The following is a 17,956-nucleotide window of genomic DNA, read 5'->3' on the forward strand; positions in this document are numbered from 1 at the left end:
AGGCGTCTACAAAAATGCCCCGCCGCTTAGCAGGCGCGGCAGTTGATACTGACGACACCCGTAACAGGACGAATATAATGGTCACTTTCCAGACGAACCATGGCGACATCGTAATCAAAACCTTCGATGACAAAGCGCCGGCTACCGTGAAAAACTTCCTGGACTACTGCCGTGAAGGTTTCTACGACAACACCATCTTCCACCGTGTTATCAACGGTTTCATGATCCAGGGCGGCGGTTTTGAGCCTGGCATGAAGCAGAAAGACACCAAAGAAGACATTCGTAACGAAGCCAACAACGGCCTGAAGAACACCAAAGGTACGCTGGCAATGGCCCGTACTCAGGCGCCACACTCAGCGACTGCACAGTTCTTCATCAACGTAGCAGACAACGACTTCCTGAACTTCCGTGACGAAAGCCTGCAGGGCTGGGGTTACTGCGTGTTCGCTGAAGTGGTTGAAGGCATGGACGTGGTTGAGAAAATCAAAGCGGTGAAAACGGGCCGCAGCGGCATGCACCAGGACGTTCCGGTTGACGACGTTGTCATCCAGAAAGTGACTGTTAGCGAGTAATGTCGCGCACGCTGTTTATCGCAGATTTGCATCTGTGCACAGAAGAACCGGCAATGACTGCCGGTTTTCTGCATTTTTTGCAGGGTGAAGCGCGCGATTGCGATGCGCTTTACATCCTCGGCGATCTTTTTGAAGCCTGGATTGGCGATGACGATCCCAATCCGCTTCACCGCGAAATCGCCGCGGCACTGAAAGCCCTGCCGATCCCCACATTCTTCATCCATGGCAATCGAGACTTCCTGCTCGGTAAGCGTTTTGCACGCGCCAGCGGGATGACGTTGCTGCCGGAAGAGCAAGTGCTCAGCCTGTACGGCCATCGCGTGCTGATTATGCACGGCGATACCTTGTGTACTGACGATGAAGGCTACTTACGCTTCCGCGCCAAAGTGCATCAGCGCTGGCTACAATGCTTGTTCCTCGCCCTGCCGTTGCGCATCCGCATGCGCATTGCCGCACGTATGCGCGCCGACAGCAAGCAAGCCAATCAGCACAAGTCGATGAGCATCATGGATGTCAATCAGCAAGCCGTGATCGATACGATGACGCGCCAGCAGGTGCGGATTCTGATTCACGGGCATACCCACCGTCCGGCGGTGCATGAGCTGTTGGTGCAAGGTGAAAGCGCCCAGCGCGTGGTGCTCGGCGCCTGGCATGAAAATGGCTCAATGATTCAGGTTGATGCCGATGGCGTGCAGCTGATCGAATTCCCGTTTTAAAATCGAATCCTGAAATAGTCGGGCGCGCCAGTGCTCGGCACTCAGCGGGATGAAGATTCATCATCTGCCCATCTTCACGCATCATTGCCCGTTTTCCGGCTACGCAACCGTTTTCCTTGCTCTCTTCTCATGCTATTCTCTGTGCCCTTCTTTACCTGCCCGCCCGGCCAGGTTCGTTTGACTATTCACAGGAGTTGACCGCATGTCATCCAACGCCACCCCGGCTCGTATCGCCATCGTCATGGGTTCTAAAAGTGACTGGGCTACCATGCAGTTCGCCGAGGAAATTCTTAACAGCCTGGATGTTCCGTTCCACGTTGAAGTGGTCTCTGCTCACCGTACGCCAGACAAACTGTTCAGCTTTGCCGAAACCGCCGCAGATAACGGTTTCCATGTGATTATTGCCGGAGCGGGCGGTGCTGCGCATCTGCCGGGCATGATTGCTGCCAAAACACTGGTGCCGGTGCTGGGCGTGCCGGTACAAAGCGCCGCGCTGAGCGGTGTGGATAGCCTCTACTCCATCGTGCAGATGCCGCGCGGCATTCCTGTCGGCACATTGGCGATCGGTAAAGCCGGTGCGGCTAACGCTGCGCTGCTGGCGGCACAGATTCTGGCGGTGCATGACAAAGACCTGGCGGCGCGTCTCGCCACCTGGCGTCAAACCCAGACTGACGAAGTGCTGAACAACCCAGATCCGCGGGTGGATGCATGAAACCGGTTTGCGTACTCGGCAACGGTCAGTTAGGCCGTATGCTGCGCCAGGCGGGTGAACCGCTGGGCATCGCGGTGTATCCGGTAGGTCTGGATGCTGAACCTTCTGCCCTGCCGATAGCCGAAAGCGTGATCACCGCAGAGATCGAGCGCTGGCCGGAAACTGCGTTAACGCGCGAGCTGGCGTTGCATCCGGCATTTGTGAACCGCGATATCTTCCCGCGTCTGGCCGATCGCCTGACGCAGAAACAGCTGCTCGATCAGCTGAACCTGGCGACGGCGCCCTGGCAGTTTCTGGCGGATAAAAGCGAGTGGCCGCAGGTATTCAGCTCGCTGGGCGAACTGGCGATTGTGAAACGTCGCACCGGCGGTTATGACGGTCGTGGTCAGTGGCGTCTGCGCGCCAATGAAACCGATTCGCTGCCGGATGAGTGCTACGGCGAGTGCATCGTTGAGCAAGGCATCAACTTCAGCGGTGAAGTGTCGCTGGTCGGTGCGCGCGGTCAGGATGGCACCACGGTGTTCTATCCACTGACGCATAACCTGCATCAGGACGGCATTCTGCGCACCAGCGTGGCGTTTCCGCAGGCCGATGCTGCGCAACAGCAGCAGGCGGAAGCGATGCTTAGCGCGATCATGCATGAGCTGAAGTACGTGGGTGTGATGGCGATGGAGTGTTTCATCACGCCAGAAGGCCTGCTGATCAACGAACTGGCGCCGCGCGTGCACAACAGCGGTCACTGGACGCAGAACGGCGCGTCGATCAGCCAGTTTGAGCTGCATCTGCGTGCGGTGCTGGGTTTGGCGCTGCCGAAGCCGGTGGTGTTTGCGCCGTCGGTGATGGTGAATCTGATTGGCACCGACGTGAATGTCGACTGGCTGCAACAGCCGCTGGTGCATCTGCACTGGTATGACAAAGAAGTGCGTCCGGGCCGTAAGGTTGGGCACTTAAATCTCACCGATAGCGATCAGGCACGCCTCGCGGCGGCGCTGAACGCGCTGGTGCCGCTGCTACCGAAAGAGTACGCCAGCGGAATTGCCTGGGCGGTTGAGAAGCTGTAAATGAAAAAGGCCGCGCAAGCGGCCTTTGATTTTTGTGCACTAGATTAAGCCGCTTCAAACCGCCTGAACAGCGCCTTCCCTTTCAGCAGTCGCACGCCCAGCCAGCCACCGCACACTGACAACAGCAGCGCGCCACTAATCGGTAATGCCATCCACAGCGTCCAGTCCGGCTCCCAGGGGAAATCGAAGATCTTGCGCTGTAATCCCCACAGCGCCGCTTCTGCACCCAGTGCCGCTGCAATACCCGACACCACGCCGAGCAAGGCAAACTCGCACCACAGCGTGCCGCGCAACAGGCGTTTACTCGCGCCCAGCGTGCGATACACCACCAGCTCTTGCCTGCGCTGTCGCATACCGACCTGAATCTGCGCCAGCAGCAGCAGCACACCGCACACCGTCACCAATACCACCATGATCTCCAGCGCCTGACTGACCTGCGCCAGCACCAGACCGATCTGCTTCAGCATGCTGCCGACGTCCAGCAAGCTCAGCGTCGGGAAGGCGCGATTGAGCTGCGCCAGCAGCGCCGGATTGCTGTCCATGCGGAAGCTGGTGAGCCAGGTTTGCGGCTGTTGGTCCAGTGCACCCGGCGGGAAGATAAAGAAGAAGTTCGGCCGCAGGCTTTCCCAATCCACTTTGCGCAGGCTGGTGACTTTGGCGCTGAACTGTTGGGTATCACCGCTGAAGGTCAGCGTATCGCCAAGCTTCAGCCCAAGGCGATCCGCCAGCTCCACTTCCATCGACACTTCACCCGCTTTCGGTGGCCAGCTTCCGGCCAACAGCGGATTGTGATCCGGACGCTCTGCTTGCCACGTCAGATTCAGCTCGCGGTTCAGCGCGTTATCCATCTTCGGATCGGCTTCTTTGCCGTTCAGCTCCGTCAGACGCGCACGCACAATCGGATAGTAGGATTCAGGTTTAACATGATGCTGATTGAGGAAGTCGCGCACCTGCGGCACCTGTTCCTGCGTCATGTTAAGCAGGAAGTAGTTCGGCGCATCCGGCGGTAACTGCTGCTGCCAGCGATCCAGCAGATCGCCGCGCATCACCAACAGTAACGCCAGCAGCATAAAGGAGAGCGAAAATGCCGCCAGCTGACTCAGCGTCATCACCGGCTGTCGCAGCAGACGGTTGATTGCCAGACGCATCGCCAGATTGCGCACCACCAGCTTACGCAGCAGCAACAGCGTGCCCCAGCCGAGCAGTGACAGCAGCAGCGCCAGCATCACCACGCCCGCCAACAGCGCCCACAGCATTTTGCTGCCGCCCATCAATAAAGCCAGCAGGCCAACCACCACCAGCGCCATCGCAGGCAGATAAAACCGCAGCGGCCAGACGTTCGCCACCGCATCACGCCGGAGCACACGCAGCGGCTGCGTCGCCATCAGCAGCCGATAGGGGCGCAATCCCACCAGCAGCGAAATCACAAACATCGCGCCAATCGCCCACAGCCACGGCCAGAAGCTGGCGGCAGGCAAGGCGGCAGGCAGCACTGGTTTGAGCATCGCCAGCAGGATGACCTCAATCCCCTGCCCCAGCACGCTGCCCGCTATCGCCGCCAGCAGCAACACCGCCAGCCACTGGCCGATGATCAACCGTTGCAAGGCTTTGCGCGTCGCGCCCAGCGTTTTCAGCACTGCCACCAGATCGTAGCGGCTGCGGCAGTAATGGCTCATCGCCACCGCCACGGCGGCAATCGCCAGCATCAGCGTCAGCAGTGCCGATAACAGGAGAAATTGCTGGGCGCGTTGCATCGAGCGACCCAGCGCATCTTCGGAGTTCTCGACGCTGATCCAGCGCTCACCGGCTTTTAACTGCGGCTGGATCCAGCTGTCATAACGCGCCAGCGGAGCCGGATCGCCGGAGAACTTGTAGCGCCAGCTGAGTCGACTGCCGGGTTGGATGGCACCGGTTTTATCGACATCCGCGAGGTTCATCAGCAGGCGCGGCGCCGTCTGGAACGGATTAAAGCCGCCATCCGGCTCCTGAATCACTTCACCGGCAATGCGCAGCGTGGTGTCACCGACATCAACATTGTCGCCAACTTTCAGATTCAGCAGCGCAAGCAAGCGTGGCGCGGCCAGCACCGTGCCCGCCTGCGGTTTTAATCCCGGCGGATCGGTCTGCAAGGTGCCGAACATCGGATAGGCATCATCCACCGCTTTCACGTCCGCCAGCTGCGGCGTCTGATCGGCGAAGGTCATGGTCATAAAGCTGAGCTGACGACTGACAGAGAGCCCTTCATCGCGCGCTTTGTTCAGCCAGGCTTCCGGCGCGGGCGCGCTGCTGCGCAGGGTACGATCGCCCGCCATAAAATCACGGCTCTGCTGGCTCAGCCCTTTCTCCATGCGATCGCTGATCGAGCCCAGCGCCAGCACGCACGCCACCGCCAGCGTCAAAGCCAGCCAGACAATCAGCAGTGACGGCGAGCGCCATTCACGCCAGAACCAGCGCCAAATCATGTCTCCTCCCACAGCTTGCCGTCGCGCAGGCGCAGCCGACGATCGCAGCGCGCCGCCAGTTGCTCATCATGCGTCACCAGAATCAGCGTGGTGGCGAAATCGCGGTTGAGAGAGAAAAGTAAGTCGGCGATGCGATCGCCGGTTTTGCGGTCCAGGTTGCCGGTCGGTTCATCGGCGAACAGCAAACCGGGACGGCCGCTAAACGCGCGTGCCAGCGCCACACGCTGTTGTTCCCCGCCCGAAAGCTGCGCGGGCAGGTGATGCAGACGATCTTTCAGGCCAAGTTGCGTTAAGAGATCCACCGCCTGGGCGCGGCTATCGCGATCGCTGTCACCGCGCAGCAAGGCAGGCAGCTGCACGTTCTCCAGCGCATTGAGTGTTGGCACCAGCATAAAGGACTGGAACACAAAGCCGACTTCCCGCGCGCGCAACGCGGCACGTTGCTCTTCGTTCATATGATGCAGCGGCTGGCCGAGCAGATTGACCTCGCCGCTGCTGCCATCGTCCAGCCCGGCCAGAATGCCCAGTAATGTGGATTTGCCGGAACCCGATTCGCCAATCAGCGCAATGGTCTCAGCTGGTTTGACAACCAGCTCAACTCCGGTAAGGATGGTCAGCTGATGCTCTCCCTGACCGACGGACTTAGTAAGATGATGAACTGCAACAATGTTTTCCGCTGGCATTATCCCTTCCTGTTGTTATTGCTTCTGCTGGTGTCCCGCATCGCCGCCGCCGATACCTTGCTGGTACTGGGCGACAGCCTGAGCGCCGGGTATCGCATGTCCGCCACTGCGGCATGGCCCAGCCTGCTCAATAAAACCTGGCAACAGCAGCCCCAGATTATTAACGCCAGCATCAGCGGAGATACCGCCGGACAAGGGCTGGCGCGTTTGCCTGGCCTATTAAAACAGCATCAACCCCGTTGGGTGTTAATCGAATTGGGCGGTAACGATGGCCTGCGCGGCTTCCCGCCTGCCAATATCGCGCAGGATCTGAGTAAAGTGATCGACGAAGTCAAAGCGGCTAAAGCGCAGCCGCTGCTGATGCAAATTCGTTTACCCGCTAATTATGGACGTCGTTATACCGAAGCGTTTAGCGCGATTTATCCGCAGCTGGCACAGCAGTACAACATTCCTCTGGTGCCCTTCTTTATGGAGCAGGTCTATCTGAAGCCGGAATGGATGCAGCAGGACGGTATTCACCCCAATCCGGATGCGCAGCCATTTATCGCCAATCTGATGGCCAACGAACTGGCTCCGCTAGTAAAGCAGAATTAAAGCAGGCGTGTGATTTTTAACAGGTAAAGAAATGCAAAAAACAATTGTAATCACTGGCTGCTCCAGCGGCATCGGCTTAGCGGCCGCCTGCGATTTGCAGTCTCGCGGTTATCGCGTGATTGCGGCCTGCCGTCGCGCAGATGATGTGGCGCGCATGGAGGCGCTGGGCTTTATTGGCGTGCTGCTCGATCTTGATGATGAAGCCAGCGTGGATGCCGCAGCCGACCATATTCTGGAATTGTGCGAGCATCGCCTGCATGGCCTGTTCAACAACGGCGGCTTTGGTCAGTATGGTCCGTTGAGTAGCGTGTCACGCGCGCAGCTGGAAAAACAATTCTCCACCAACCTGTTTGGCACCCATCAACTGACGATGCGCCTGCTGCCTGCCCTGCAAGCCAGCGGCAATGGGCGTATTATCAATACCAGCTCGGTGCTGGGGTTGATCTCCACACCCGGACGCGGTGCCTATGCCGCCAGCAAATGGGCGCTGGAAGCCTGGAGCGATGCGCTGCGTATGGAAGTCCGCGCTTCTGGCGTGCGTGTGAGTTTGATCGAGCCCGGCCCGATTGCCACGCGCTTCACCGATAATGTGCATCAGGGCGAGCAGGATAAACCGGTGCGTAATCCGGGCATTGCCGCACGCTTTACGCTGCCGCCGGAAGCCATTTTACCCAAGCTGCGCCACGCGCTGGAAAGCAAACATCCGCGGCTGCGCTATCCGGTGACGCTGGTCGCATGGGTAATGAGCCTGCTGAAACGCCTGTTACCGGGCTGGATGCTGGATCGCATCTTGCGCAGCAACTGATCGACAAGCTAGATTTGAACTTGAAGCGGGGCAGCTTGCCCCCATATTCTCAACACACTTTCTGCAAAGAGACGTATTCATGTCACACGCTTTGATTATCGACATCAACGAATCCAACCTGCACCAGACGCTGGAACAATCCACGCAGATGCCGGTGCTGTTCTATTTCTGGTCCGATCGCAGCCAACACTGTCAGGAGCTGACGCCGGTGCTGGAACGTCTGGCACAGGAGTATGCGGGTCAGTTCATTTTGGCCAAACTGGATTGTGATAAAGAGCAGATGGTGGCATCGCAGTTTGGTCTGCGCTCGATTCCAACCGTGTACCTGTTCCAGAACGGGCAGCCGGTGGATGGCTTCCAGGGCCCGCAGCCGGAAGAGGCGATCCGCGCGCTGCTGCAAAAAGTGCTGCCGCGTGAAGAAGAGATCAAAACCCATCAGGCGATGCAGCTGATGGAAGAAGGCAAACCGCTGGATGCGCTGCCGTTGCTGAAAGACGCCTGGGCGCTGAGCAACCAGAACAGTGAAATTGGTTTCCTCTTGGCAGAAGTGCTGATCACCCTGAGCCGCAGCGAAGAAGCAGAAGCGGTGCTGGCGGTGGTGCCATTGCAGGATCAGGACACCCGTTATCAAAGCCTGGTATCGCAAATCGATCTGCTGAAACAAGCTGCGGATACCCCTGAAATTCAGCAACTGCAGGAACAACTGGCAGCCGAGCCCGCGAATGCGGAACTGGCTGCTAAACTTGCATTACAGTTGCACCAGGTGGGCCGTAACGAAGAAGCGCTGGATCTGCTGTTCAGCTTCCTGAAGAGCGATCTCAGTGCCGGAGAAGGTCAGGTACGTAAGATGTTCCAGGAGATTTTGGCCGCGCTCGGCACGGGCGATGCTCTCGCCACACGCTATCGCCGCCAGCTGTACTCGCTGCTGTACTGATCGGTACCGCGCGTGCAACGGGCCGAACGACTCGGCCCGATAATCTGACAACCAGGAGGTTATATGTTGACTGTGATTCCCGTCATTATCGTGCTCGCACTCGTTACGGTATGGGCCGGTGTAAAAATTGTGCCACAAGGCTATCAGTGGACGGTGGAACGTTTTGGCCGTTACACCAAAACCCTGCCCCCCGGCCTGAGTTTGATCGTGCCGTTCATGGATCGTATTGGTCGCAAGATCAATATGATGGAACAAGTCCTCGATATCCCCTCGCAAGAAATCATCTCCAAAGATAACGCCAACGTCACCATTGATGCTGTGTGCTTTATTCAGGTGGTTGATCCTGCGCGCGCGGCCTATGAAGTCAGCAATCTTGAGCTGTCGATCCTCAATCTGACCATGACCAACATCCGTACGGTACTGGGTAGCATGGAATTGGATGAGATGCTGTCGCAGCGCGATAACATCAACACCCGCTTACTGCACATCGTCGATGAAGCCACCAATCCGTGGGGCGTGAAGATCACCCGTATCGAAATTCGTGACGTGCGTCCACCGCAGGAATTAATCGCGGCAATGAATGCGCAGATGAAAGCCGAACGTACCAAGCGTGCTGACATCCTTACCGCAGAAGGCGTGCGCCAGGCGGCGATACTGCGTGCTGAAGGTGACAAGCAGTCGCAGATTCTGAAAGCCGAAGGTGAACGTACCTCCGCCTTCCTGCAGGCCGAAGCGCGTGAACGTCAGGCGCAGGCGGAAGCCAACGCCACGCGCGCGGTATCGGAAGCGATTGCCGCAGGCGATATTCAGGCGGTGAACTACTTTGTGGCGCAGAAATATACCGATGCGTTGCAGAAGATCGGTGAATCTCATAACAGCAAAGTCGTGATGATGCCGCTGGATGCCAGTAGTTTGCTGGGTTCGATTGCCGGGATCGGCGAATTGTTGAAGGAGAGCCGTCAGGAGCGTAAACCGTGATCCTGATTGAGCTGATTGCCCATCCGCACTGGTTCTGGCTGACGCTGGGCGGCCTGCTGCTAGCGGCTGAAATGCTCGGCACCAGCGGTTATCTGCTGTGGAGTGGATTAGCGGCGGTGCTGGTCGGTCTAATTGAATGGCTTTTCCCGTTCTCGTGGACGCATCAGGGCATTTTGTTCGCGGTGCTGACGTTGCTGTGTGTCTACTTCTGGTATCGCTGGATGCGCTACCGCGAGGTTGCTCAGCAGCCTAACACCTTGAATCAACGAGGATCGCAGCTGATCGGGATGCACCTGACCCTTGATAACACCCTTAAAGATGGGTTAGGCCATGTGCGCATAGGCGACAGCAGTTGGCGAGTGCAGGCGACAGAAGATTTGCCCGCCGGAACGTCCGTGATCGTCACCGGTGTGATCGGTATCACGCTGCAGATTCAACCGCGTTTCCCTTCGCCCTGATGGCAGCAGCCCGCCAGATGATTGATGATCGGGCACTCGGCACTGTCATCGCCGGGGCAGGCTTCAGCAAGTTCCAGCAGTCGCGCGCGCATCGCATGTAATTCTTCGATGTGCGCAGCGATTTCATCTGCTTTCTGCAAGGTGCGCGCTTTGACATCCGCGCTGTGGCGAGCGGGATCGTTGAACAGGTTCACCAGCTCGCGGCACTCGTCCAGCGTAAAGCCGACCTGACGCGCCTGACGCAGCAGATTCAGCTCATCGATATGGTGCGCGGCATAACTGCGATAGCCATTGTCACTACGTAACGGCGGCGTCACCACGCCCTTCTCTTCATAAAAACGGATCGCCTTGCTGGTTAGCCCGGTTTTTTTTGCCACATCGCTGATGTTCATCTTTTGTCTTCACCTCATGACCGCTTGACCTTCCCCTGAATGGAAGGTTTAGGCTCTATAACTAATGCAAAGTTTGCAGACAGTCAAACCTCTCGTTTAAGGAGTTTAAGATGTCACACACACAATTACTGGCGCTGGACGGTTTATCCTGTGGCCACTGCGTCAAACGGGTGAAAGAAGCGCTGGAGCAGCGCGACGATGTGGAACAGGCGGATGTCACGCAGCAGGAAGCGCGCGTTACCGGTGCCGCCAGCGCCAGCGATCTGATTGCGACCGTTGAACAGGCCGGCTATCACGCGGCGGTGAAAGACAGCCCAAAGCCTGAGCCGTTGACAGCAACAGAGCCGCCGCCGGAGGCGCTGACAACGGTGTCGCAACCGGCAGCAGAAAACCTTCCTGTTCACCATTTGCTGATCGGCGGCATGAGCTGCGCCAGCTGTGTGAGCCGGGTGGAACAGGCGTTGCAGAAAGTGCCAGGTGTCAGTCAGGCCCGCGTCAACCTCGGGGAGCGCAGCGCGCTGGTGTTAGGCGATGCGCAAGCCGAGGCGCTGATTGGCGCAGTGGATCAGGCGGGCTATTCCGCTGAAGTGATCGACGATGAACAGACGCGCCGTGAACGCCAGCAGGTCAGCGCACAGCAGGCGATGCGCCGCTTTAGCTGGCAGGCGGCATTGGCGCTGCTGCTCGGCGTGCCCATGATGATCTGGGGCATGCTCGGCGACAACATGATGTTGAGTGACGCCAACCAAACGTTATGGCGCTCGCTCGGCGTGATCACTTTGCTGGTAATGGTGATCGCCGGCGGCCATTTCTATCGCAGTGCGTGGCGCAGCCTACAGCACGGCACCGCCACCATGGATACGCTGGTGGCCTTAGGCACTGGCGCCGCCTGGCTCTATTCGATGAGCGTGGCGCTGTGGCCAGAATTTTTCCCGATGCAGGCGCGACATCTCTATTTTGAAGCCAGCGTGATGATCGTCGGTTTGATTAACCTCGGCCATGCGCTGGAACAACGAGCACGCCAGCGGGCATCCAAAGCCCTCGAACGCCTGTTGGATCTCACCCCTGCTCAGGCGCGTGTGATCGGTGAACAGGGCGAAACGCTGATGCCGTTGAGCGAGGTCCAGCCCGGCATGCTGCTGAAGCTGGTCACCGGCGATCGCGTGCCGGTGGATGGCGAAGTCGACAGCGGCGAAGCCTGGTTTGATGAAGCAATGCTGACCGGTGAAGCGGTGCCACAGGCGAAACAGCCCGGCGATAAAGTCTATGCCGGGACACTGGTGCAGGATGGCACGCTGCGCTTCGTGGCACGCGCCACCGGCAGCCACACCACGCTGGCTCGCATCATCAACCTGGTGCGCCAGGCGCAGAGCAGTAAACCGGACATTGGCCGCCTGGCCGATCGCATCTCAGCGGTGTTTGTGCCAGTGGTGGTGGCGATTGCCCTGCTGGCGGGTCTGGTGTGGTATCTGGTCGGCCCGCAGCCGCAGTTGGCCTACACGCTGGTTATTGTCACCACGGTGCTGATTATCGCCTGCCCTTGCGCGCTGGGGCTGGCGACGCCAATGTCGGTGATTGCCGGCGTCGGTCGCGCGGCAGAACTGGGCGTGCTGGTGCGCGATGCTGATGCGCTGCAGCGTGCCAGCGAAGTCGATACCATCGTGTTTGATAAAACCGGCACGCTGACACGTGGCACCCCGCAGGTGAGCGATGTGCTGGTGTATGGCGACTGGAATCGTCAGCAGGTGCTGAGCGCTGCGGCGCAACTGGAACAAAGTTCGAACCATCCGCTGGCGAAAGCGATTCTGGCGGCAGCACCCGATCTCAGCGATGAGCCGACTAAGCAATTTCGTACAATACGCGGCAAAGGCGTGAGCGCTAAAGTGGCGGGCAGAACGCTGTTGCTCGGCAATCAGGCGCTGCTGGATGAGCAGCAGATTGATTACCGCGCTGCACAACAAGATATCGAGCGTTTCGCCGCGCAAGGCACCACGCCAGTGTTGCTGGCCGATCACCGTCAGTTGCTCGGCCTGATCGCTCTGCGTGACAGCCTGCGTCCGGAAAGCACGGAGGCGTTACAGCGCCTGCACCAGTTGGGCTATCGGTTAATCATGCTGACCGGCGATCACCAAAAAACCGCGCAGGTGATTGCTGCCGAAGCGGGTATTGATGAAGTGATCGCGGGCGTGCTGCCCGAAGGCAAAGCGCAGGCGATTGCGCAGTTGCAGCAGCAGGGGCGCAAAGTGGTGATGGTCGGCGATGGCATCAACGATGCGCCCGCGCTGGCGCAGGCCGATGTGGGGATTGCCATGGGTGGCGGCAGCGATGTAGCCGTCGAAACCGCTGCCATGACGTTGATGCGCAACGATTTGCACTGTGTTGCCGATGCGCTGGCGATGGCAGGCGCGACACTGCGTAATATGCGCCAGAACTTGCTCGGGGCTTTTGTCTATAACAGCCTGGGGATTCCAATTGCGGCGGGCGTGCTCTACCCGTTCACGGGTTTGCTGCTTAGCCCAATCGTGGCGGGCGCGGCGATGGCGCTGTCTTCGATTACCGTGGTGAGTAACGCGAATCGTTTGTTGCGCTTTAAGCCAGCAAAACGCTAATCGCCCTCTCTGCCCTGTTTTTCAGTGACTGAAATCGCTAGCATGGATTTTTGACTTCAAAAGGACAGGGCATGAGACGCAGTCTGTGGCACAGCTTCCAGCAGATGGCCGCCAGCCTCTTCCCGGCACGCTATACCTGGCCGGCAATGGATATCAAATTGGGCGATCGACGCCTGCATCTGGCGGGCAGTATTCATATGGGCACGCGCGATATGCAGCCTTTGCCCGCCGGTCTGTTGCGTCAGCTGAGCAAGGCCGACGCACTGATTGTCGAAGCGGATATTACCCAGGGTGCATCGCCCTTCAGCAATGATGATGCCTGTGCACCGCTGGCAATGCGTCTGGATGCCGAGGTGTTGCAGCGACTGGATGTGCTGTGCGATGAGCTTTCGCTTTCCATGGCAGTGTTCGACACGCTGCCGTTCTGGCAAATCGCCTTGATGCTGCAGGCACAACAGGCGCAGCGTCTGGGGTTACGGCCGCAATATGGCATTGATTACCAACTGCTGATGGCGGCGAAATCGGCTAATAAGCGCATTATTGAACTGGAAGGCCCGGAGACCCAGATCGCACTGCTGAAGTCGCTACCGCAGGAGGGTTTATCGCTGTTACTGGACACGCTGGAGCATTGGCACACCAACGCCCGCCTGCTGCAAACCATGATCAGCTGGTGGCTGGATGCACCGCCCACGCAGCAACCGGTGGCCCTGCCGACCACCTTTAGCAGCGATCTCAATGACACGCTGATGCGCAATCGTAATCAGCACTGGCGCGAGTTATTGCAGGCGCTGCCGAAAGGCCGCTATGTGGTGGCTGTTGGTGCACTGCATCTGTATGGCGAGGATAACCTGCCAGGATTGTTGAAATCGTAACAAATGCCGTCACCGCAAGACCTTATGCATCCTCATGTCCTGAAAGTTATCAGATCGATGACGTGCGTCTCTCTGATTGTGCGGAAATGTGCTTTGCCGGATGCGCGGCGGAGGGTTGGCACAGCGGATGAGCAGTAAGCAGTAAGCAGTAAGCAGTGAATTGCAGGCAAAAAAGAAGGCCAATATCGCTATCGGCCCGTCAAAGAGGAATTTGTTTATGATTTTGGTTATCACCAGCATTGCTGGCGCGGGCCAATTTTCGCGCAAAGTTCAGAATTTCGCCAGTATTATTCACCAAAACTGAAATAAGAATTTTCGTAGCAAGGACAGAACATGACACCCGCCGTAAAACTGCTGGAAAAACAAAAGGTCGCCTTTACCCTTCATCCTTATGAGCATGACAGCCACGAAACAAATTTTGGTGATGAGGCGGTGCGTAAGCTCAATCTCGATGCACGCCAGGTGTTCAAAACCCTGCTCGTGGCGCTCAACGGCGATGCCAAAGCGCTGGCGGTAGCCGTGACGCCAGTTTCCTCGCAGCTCGATTTGAAAAAAGTGGCAAAGGCGCTGGGCGCCAAAAAAGCGGATATGGCCGACCCGCAACTGGCACAGCGCGTCACCGGCTATCTGGTGGGTGGCATCAGCCCGCTGGGGCAGAAAAAACGTCTGCCAACGGTGATTGATCAGCAGGCTGCAGAATTTGCCACCATCTTTGTCTCCGGCGGTAAGCGCGGGCTGGATATAGAACTGGCGGCGCAGGACCTGGCACGACTGCTGGATGCCACACTGGCCGACGTGGCGCGCCGCGATTAATCCGGTTGCTGGGCGCAGAGTTGATCGATCATCCAGCGTCCGGCGGGTCCCGGCGGATTGCGGCGCGACCAGATCACATCCACCGCGATGCGCTGTGGCCAGCCCGGCACCGGCAACTCTTTCAGCACCTGATGACCAAACTGCTCCACCAGCCAGCGCGGTAATACGCTCCAGCCAAAGCCCTGCTCCGCCATTTCCAGTAGCAATAAATAAGAAGGCGCCGACCACACTCGGCCAGCAGGCAAGGGTTCACGGTTTTGCACCCAGGTATTAAGCCGTAAATGACGTAATTCACCGAGTTGAGCTTCACTCACCTGTTTTGACTGCGCCAGCACATGCTCCTGATGCAGATAGATCGCCATTTCCGCCCCCACCTGTAAACGTGCCACCGCTAAATCAGGCGGCAGCTGCGGCTGCGCACGCACCACGCCGAGATGCACGCGACCGGCCTGCAGCAGGTCCAGCGCGTCCGCGTCCTCAGCAATCATGCATTCAAATTCAATATCCGGATAACGCGCTTCAAAGCGGTTGAGCAGATTTTCATGATGATCGGCCTGCCAGAAATCAGAAATCGCCAGACTGAGTCGCGGTTCCACGCCCTGTGACAGCCGCACCGCCAGCTCATCCAACCGCTGGCTGGCCGCCAGAATCTGCTGCACCTGCGCCAGTGCGCGCTGTCCTTGCTCGGTTAGTACCGGCTGGCGACCGCTGCGATCGAACAGAGTGAAACCGAGATCGTCTTCCAGATTCGCCACGGCGCTGCTGATGGTGGACTGGCTTTTGGCCAGCGCACGCGCCGCCGCAGAAAACGAGCCGCTGGCGACAGTCTGGACAAAGGCCTCAAGGGATTCCGGGGAGTATTTCATGGTGAATCATCGCTTTTATCGATAGGTAATCATTTTATCTTAGCATTTTGCGGTGAGAAAATGTGTCGCGTTACCCAAAAGGAGGTTTATATGCGTACCCGTTCGCTGAAAGAACGTTTTTATCATGCTGCAGGATTTGAAGTGCTGGCGATTCTCACTGTGGCTCCGCTGGCCGCCTGGATTATGGAAAAGCCGCTGTTTCAGATGGGCGCGCTGGCGATTATGTTGTCAACGGTCGCCATGCTGTGGAACATGATCTATAACACCGGTTTTGATCGCATCTGGCCGCCGCAGAGAAAACGCGGCCTCGGTCTGCGCGCCATCCACGCGCTGGGCTTTGAAGGGGGCTTTATCGTTATCGGTTTGCCGATTGCCGCCTGGATGCTGAAGATCACGCTGCTGGAAGCCTTCATGCTGGAAGTGGCGTTCTTCCTGTTCTTCCTGCCCTATACCATGGCTTATAACTGGATGTGGGATAAATTGCGCCAGCGCTGGCTGACGCAGAAATCCTGTCGGGCATAAAACAACGGCGCCCAATCGGGCGCCGTTTTTAATTGTGCAGCGCACGCGGCCAGATCCACGCCAAAATGGCTTGCGGGTAGCTGCGCTTCCTGGGTTTTTCCTGCGCTTTGTCGCGCTCCTGTACCTGCTGCTCCGTCAAATGCACGATGCCGGTTGGCGCATAGTCGGCGATTTTCAGCGGTGAGTGCGCCGTGACAAAATCGCGCAGCACATCTGCATCGCGCAGTCCGGTATTGCTGAAGCCCGCATGCGCCTCGATGTTGGGATAACCATCACCGCCGCTGGCATTAAAGCTGTTGGTGGCCATGCGATAGGTTTTGTCTTTTTGCAGCGGCTCGCCATTGATCTTCACCTCACTAACCGCTTTGCCATCCGCCACCAGACTGATATTGCTGAATTGCGCGAAACCACCGGAGTTGGTCTTGATATTGGCAACCGTGGCAAGATACTTCAGTAATTCGTCTCCGGTCAGCGTGACTGACACCACCTGATTACCAAACGGCTGCACCTGCAACAGATCGCGCCAGCTCAGTTTGCCTGCGGCCAGTGAAGTGCGAATGCCACCGCCACTGATCACCGCGAAATCCGCTTGGGTCGCTGCCATCTGCGCGCGCAGAATCAGCTGCCCAAGGTTGGTTTGTTCAAAGCGCACTTTGTCGCGTTCGCCCACGAACACGCCATCACTGCTGCCAACCGTGACGTCGAGTTTCTTTGCCGCGCGCAGTTGATACGGCGTCAACAATTTCATCATTGCGCTGTTGGGTGGGATCTCTTCCTGCCAGGTAAGCCAGGAAACACTGCCATCCAGATTCTTCACTTCGTGCTTGAGGTTCACCGGGATCAGCTGATAGCTGTCCAGCGTCAATTCGCCGTTGCGGAAGGTGAAATCGCCGCGCCCGACGTATTTGCCCCACTCTTTTGCCTGCATGATCCACACGCCATTTTGGCGATCGGGCTGACAAGGCTGGCCGGGCTGATAATCTTTCACGCTGACGTTATCTTTTTCCATGCACACCGCATCCTGCGAGTGGCCGCCGATGATCACATTGATAGTGCCCGGCGGCAGGCTGCGCGCCAGTTCCACATCACCCGGCGCGTTGCTACCGTGCTGTCCATCGTCGTAATGGCCCATGTGCGTCAGCGCCACAATCACATCGGGTTTTTCACTGGCACGCAGTTCCGCCACCGCTTTTTCCGTCTCTTTCACCGGATCGCGGATGTCGATATTGGCAATATTTTCCGGATTGGAAATTTTCAGCGTATCGGTGGTGGTCAGGCCAATCACCGCGATCTTCAGCCCCATGCGATTAAAGATCGCCCACGGCTTGAACAGACGCTGGTCGCTGCCCTTTTGATAGATATTGGCAGAGAGGAAGGGAAATTTGGCCCACTTCTGTTGCTGTTGTAGCACGCTGAGCGGCTTATCAAATTCGTGATTGCCGAGCGCCATGGCATCGTAGCCGATGAGGTTCATGCCACGAATATCGGGTTCGGCATTGAGCAGATCCGATTCCGGCACGCCTGTATTCACGTCTCCGGCGGAAAGGATCAAGGCACCACCGCCTTTGGCCTGCACATCATAACGCTGTTTATCCATCAGCGTTTTCTGCGCCGCCAGACCGTATTCGCCCTGCGCATTGGTCCAATAGCGACCGTGATGATCATTGGTGTGCAGAATACTGAATCGATAACTGCGATCCGTCTGCCATGCCTGCGCCAGCATCGGCAGCAACAGCATGATCAGCGCCAGACAGCGCCCTCTCCGCGGGAATAACAACAAAGCCGATCTCCTTATTCTGCGTCTTTCCACTTTGCCGTGGACTTAATGTGCTTTATCACCCTTCTGTGTCGCACAGATGGCACTTTAACTCAAGACTAAAGGCTTATAGAGTCATGCGGTAGTAACA

18 protein-coding genes are annotated in these 17,956 nt (G+C 57.9%); 13 read left to right on the top strand and 5 right to left on the bottom strand.

Annotation, left to right across the window (positions count from 1 at the left end):
* The first annotated feature begins 77 nt into the window (after window positions 1-77).
* The 4 genes from ppiB to purK all read left to right on the top strand — a co-directional run bounded on the left by ppiB (window position 78) and on the right by purK (window position 3,061).
* Window positions 78-572: a peptidylprolyl isomerase B gene (ppiB, locus tag QMZ65_RS09270; RefSeq protein WP_034828227.1), complete on the top strand. Its 495-nt coding sequence runs from the start codon at window positions 78-80 to the stop codon at window positions 570-572.
* A complete protein-coding gene (lpxH, locus tag QMZ65_RS09275; protein WP_283215889.1) occupies window positions 572-1,288 on the top strand; it encodes a UDP-2,3-diacylglucosamine diphosphatase in 717 nt (238 codons plus the stop codon). The genes ppiB and lpxH overlap by 1 nt, the downstream gene beginning before the upstream one ends.
* A gap of 202 nt (window positions 1,289-1,490) precedes the next feature.
* Window positions 1,491-2,000 carry a 5-(carboxyamino)imidazole ribonucleotide mutase gene (purE, locus tag QMZ65_RS09280; protein ID WP_034828223.1) on the top strand — a complete coding sequence of 170 codons (510 nt, stop codon included), beginning with the start codon at window positions 1,491-1,493 and terminating at the stop codon, window positions 1,998-2,000.
* The gene (gene purK / locus QMZ65_RS09285) at window positions 1,997-3,061 is read left to right on the top strand and encodes a 5-(carboxyamino)imidazole ribonucleotide synthase (protein WP_211728062.1); all 1,065 of its coding nucleotides are present in this window, start codon (window positions 1,997-1,999) and stop codon (window positions 3,059-3,061) included. Before purE ends, purK begins: the two co-directional genes overlap by 4 nt.
* 44 nt (window positions 3,062-3,105) lie before the next feature.
* Here purK and ybbP read toward each other — a convergent pair whose 3' ends face one another.
* Together ybbP and ybbA are read right to left on the bottom strand one after the other, a co-directional pair.
* Complete coding sequence (gene ybbP, locus QMZ65_RS09290) at window positions 3,106-5,523, bottom strand: putative ABC transporter permease subunit YbbP (RefSeq protein ID WP_211728061.1); 2,418 nt, start codon at window positions 5,521-5,523, stop codon at window positions 3,106-3,108.
* A complete protein-coding gene (ybbA, locus tag QMZ65_RS09295; protein WP_160867904.1) occupies window positions 5,520-6,206 on the bottom strand; it encodes a putative ABC transporter ATP-binding protein YbbA in 687 nt (228 codons plus the stop codon). Before ybbA ends, ybbP begins: the two co-directional genes overlap by 4 nt.
* Here ybbA and tesA point away from each other — a divergent pair.
* The 5 genes from tesA (at window position 6,174) to QMZ65_RS09320 (ending at window position 9,975) form a co-directional block, all read left to right on the top strand.
* Window positions 6,174-6,800 carry a multifunctional acyl-CoA thioesterase I/protease I/lysophospholipase L1 gene (gene tesA / locus QMZ65_RS09300; protein WP_224934094.1) on the top strand — a complete coding sequence of 209 codons (627 nt, stop codon included), beginning with the start codon at window positions 6,174-6,176 and terminating at the stop codon, window positions 6,798-6,800. The two genes, ybbA and tesA, sit on opposite strands and share 33 nt — an antisense overlap.
* Before the next feature lie 31 nt (window positions 6,801-6,831).
* A complete protein-coding gene (locus QMZ65_RS09305) occupies window positions 6,832-7,605 on the top strand; it encodes an SDR family oxidoreductase (RefSeq protein WP_283215890.1) in 774 nt (257 codons plus the stop codon).
* A gap of 79 nt (window positions 7,606-7,684) precedes the next feature.
* The gene (locus tag QMZ65_RS09310; RefSeq protein ID WP_034828212.1) at window positions 7,685-8,539 is read left to right on the top strand and encodes a thioredoxin family protein; all 855 of its coding nucleotides are present in this window, start codon (window positions 7,685-7,687) and stop codon (window positions 8,537-8,539) included.
* 63 nt (window positions 8,540-8,602) lie between these two features.
* Complete coding sequence (locus tag QMZ65_RS09315) at window positions 8,603-9,517, top strand: SPFH domain-containing protein (RefSeq protein WP_034828210.1); 915 nt, start codon at window positions 8,603-8,605, stop codon at window positions 9,515-9,517.
* Window positions 9,517-9,975 carry an NfeD family protein gene (locus QMZ65_RS09320; RefSeq protein WP_283215944.1) on the top strand — a complete coding sequence of 153 codons (459 nt, stop codon included), beginning with the start codon at window positions 9,517-9,519 and terminating at the stop codon, window positions 9,973-9,975. Before QMZ65_RS09315 ends, QMZ65_RS09320 begins: the two co-directional genes overlap by 1 nt.
* Here the strand turns inward: QMZ65_RS09320 and cueR are convergent.
* On the bottom strand, window positions 9,951-10,367 hold the full coding sequence (gene cueR / locus QMZ65_RS09325) for a Cu(I)-responsive transcriptional regulator (RefSeq protein WP_283215891.1): 417 nt from the start codon (window positions 10,365-10,367) through the stop codon (window positions 9,951-9,953). The genes QMZ65_RS09320 and cueR overlap by 25 nt on opposite strands.
* 110 nt (window positions 10,368-10,477) lie before the next feature.
* Between cueR and copA the strand changes: the two genes are divergently transcribed.
* The 3 genes from copA (at window position 10,478) to ybaK (ending at window position 14,661) form a co-directional block, all read left to right on the top strand.
* Entirely contained in the window at window positions 10,478-12,976 is a 2,499-nt protein-coding gene (copA, locus tag QMZ65_RS09330; RefSeq protein ID WP_283215892.1) for a copper-exporting P-type ATPase CopA, read from the top strand.
* A gap of 71 nt (window positions 12,977-13,047) precedes the next feature.
* Window positions 13,048-13,848, top strand: a complete 801-nt coding sequence (locus QMZ65_RS09335; RefSeq protein ID WP_166933757.1) for a TraB/GumN family protein — start codon at window positions 13,048-13,050, stop codon at window positions 13,846-13,848.
* A gap of 333 nt (window positions 13,849-14,181) precedes the next feature.
* The gene (gene ybaK / locus QMZ65_RS09340) at window positions 14,182-14,661 is read left to right on the top strand and encodes a Cys-tRNA(Pro)/Cys-tRNA(Cys) deacylase YbaK (protein ID WP_045816347.1); all 480 of its coding nucleotides are present in this window, start codon (window positions 14,182-14,184) and stop codon (window positions 14,659-14,661) included.
* On the opposite strand, the gene QMZ65_RS09345 is transcribed toward ybaK, so the two are convergent.
* Window positions 14,658-15,527: a LysR family transcriptional regulator gene (locus tag QMZ65_RS09345; RefSeq protein ID WP_034828200.1), complete on the bottom strand. Its 870-nt coding sequence runs from the start codon at window positions 15,525-15,527 to the stop codon at window positions 14,658-14,660. The genes ybaK and QMZ65_RS09345 overlap by 4 nt on opposite strands.
* Window positions 15,528-15,617: 90 nt before the next feature.
* Between QMZ65_RS09345 and QMZ65_RS09350 the strand changes: the two genes are divergently transcribed.
* Window positions 15,618-16,049: a multidrug/biocide efflux PACE transporter gene (locus QMZ65_RS09350; RefSeq protein ID WP_160832663.1), complete on the top strand. Its 432-nt coding sequence runs from the start codon at window positions 15,618-15,620 to the stop codon at window positions 16,047-16,049.
* A 28-nt stretch (window positions 16,050-16,077) separates the two neighbouring features.
* On the opposite strand, the gene ushA is transcribed toward QMZ65_RS09350, so the two are convergent.
* Window positions 16,078-17,829 (bottom strand): bifunctional UDP-sugar hydrolase/5'-nucleotidase UshA, encoded by a 1,752-nt coding sequence (gene ushA, locus QMZ65_RS09355; RefSeq protein ID WP_283215893.1) that lies wholly within the window; start codon window positions 17,827-17,829, stop codon window positions 16,078-16,080.
* Between the last annotated feature and the right edge of the window lie 127 nt (window positions 17,830-17,956).

The sequence above is a fragment of the Pantoea sp. EABMAA-21 genome (assembly GCF_030053335.1).
In the GTDB taxonomy this organism is placed as follows: Bacteria; Pseudomonadota; Gammaproteobacteria; order Enterobacterales; family Enterobacteriaceae; genus Pantoea; species Pantoea communis.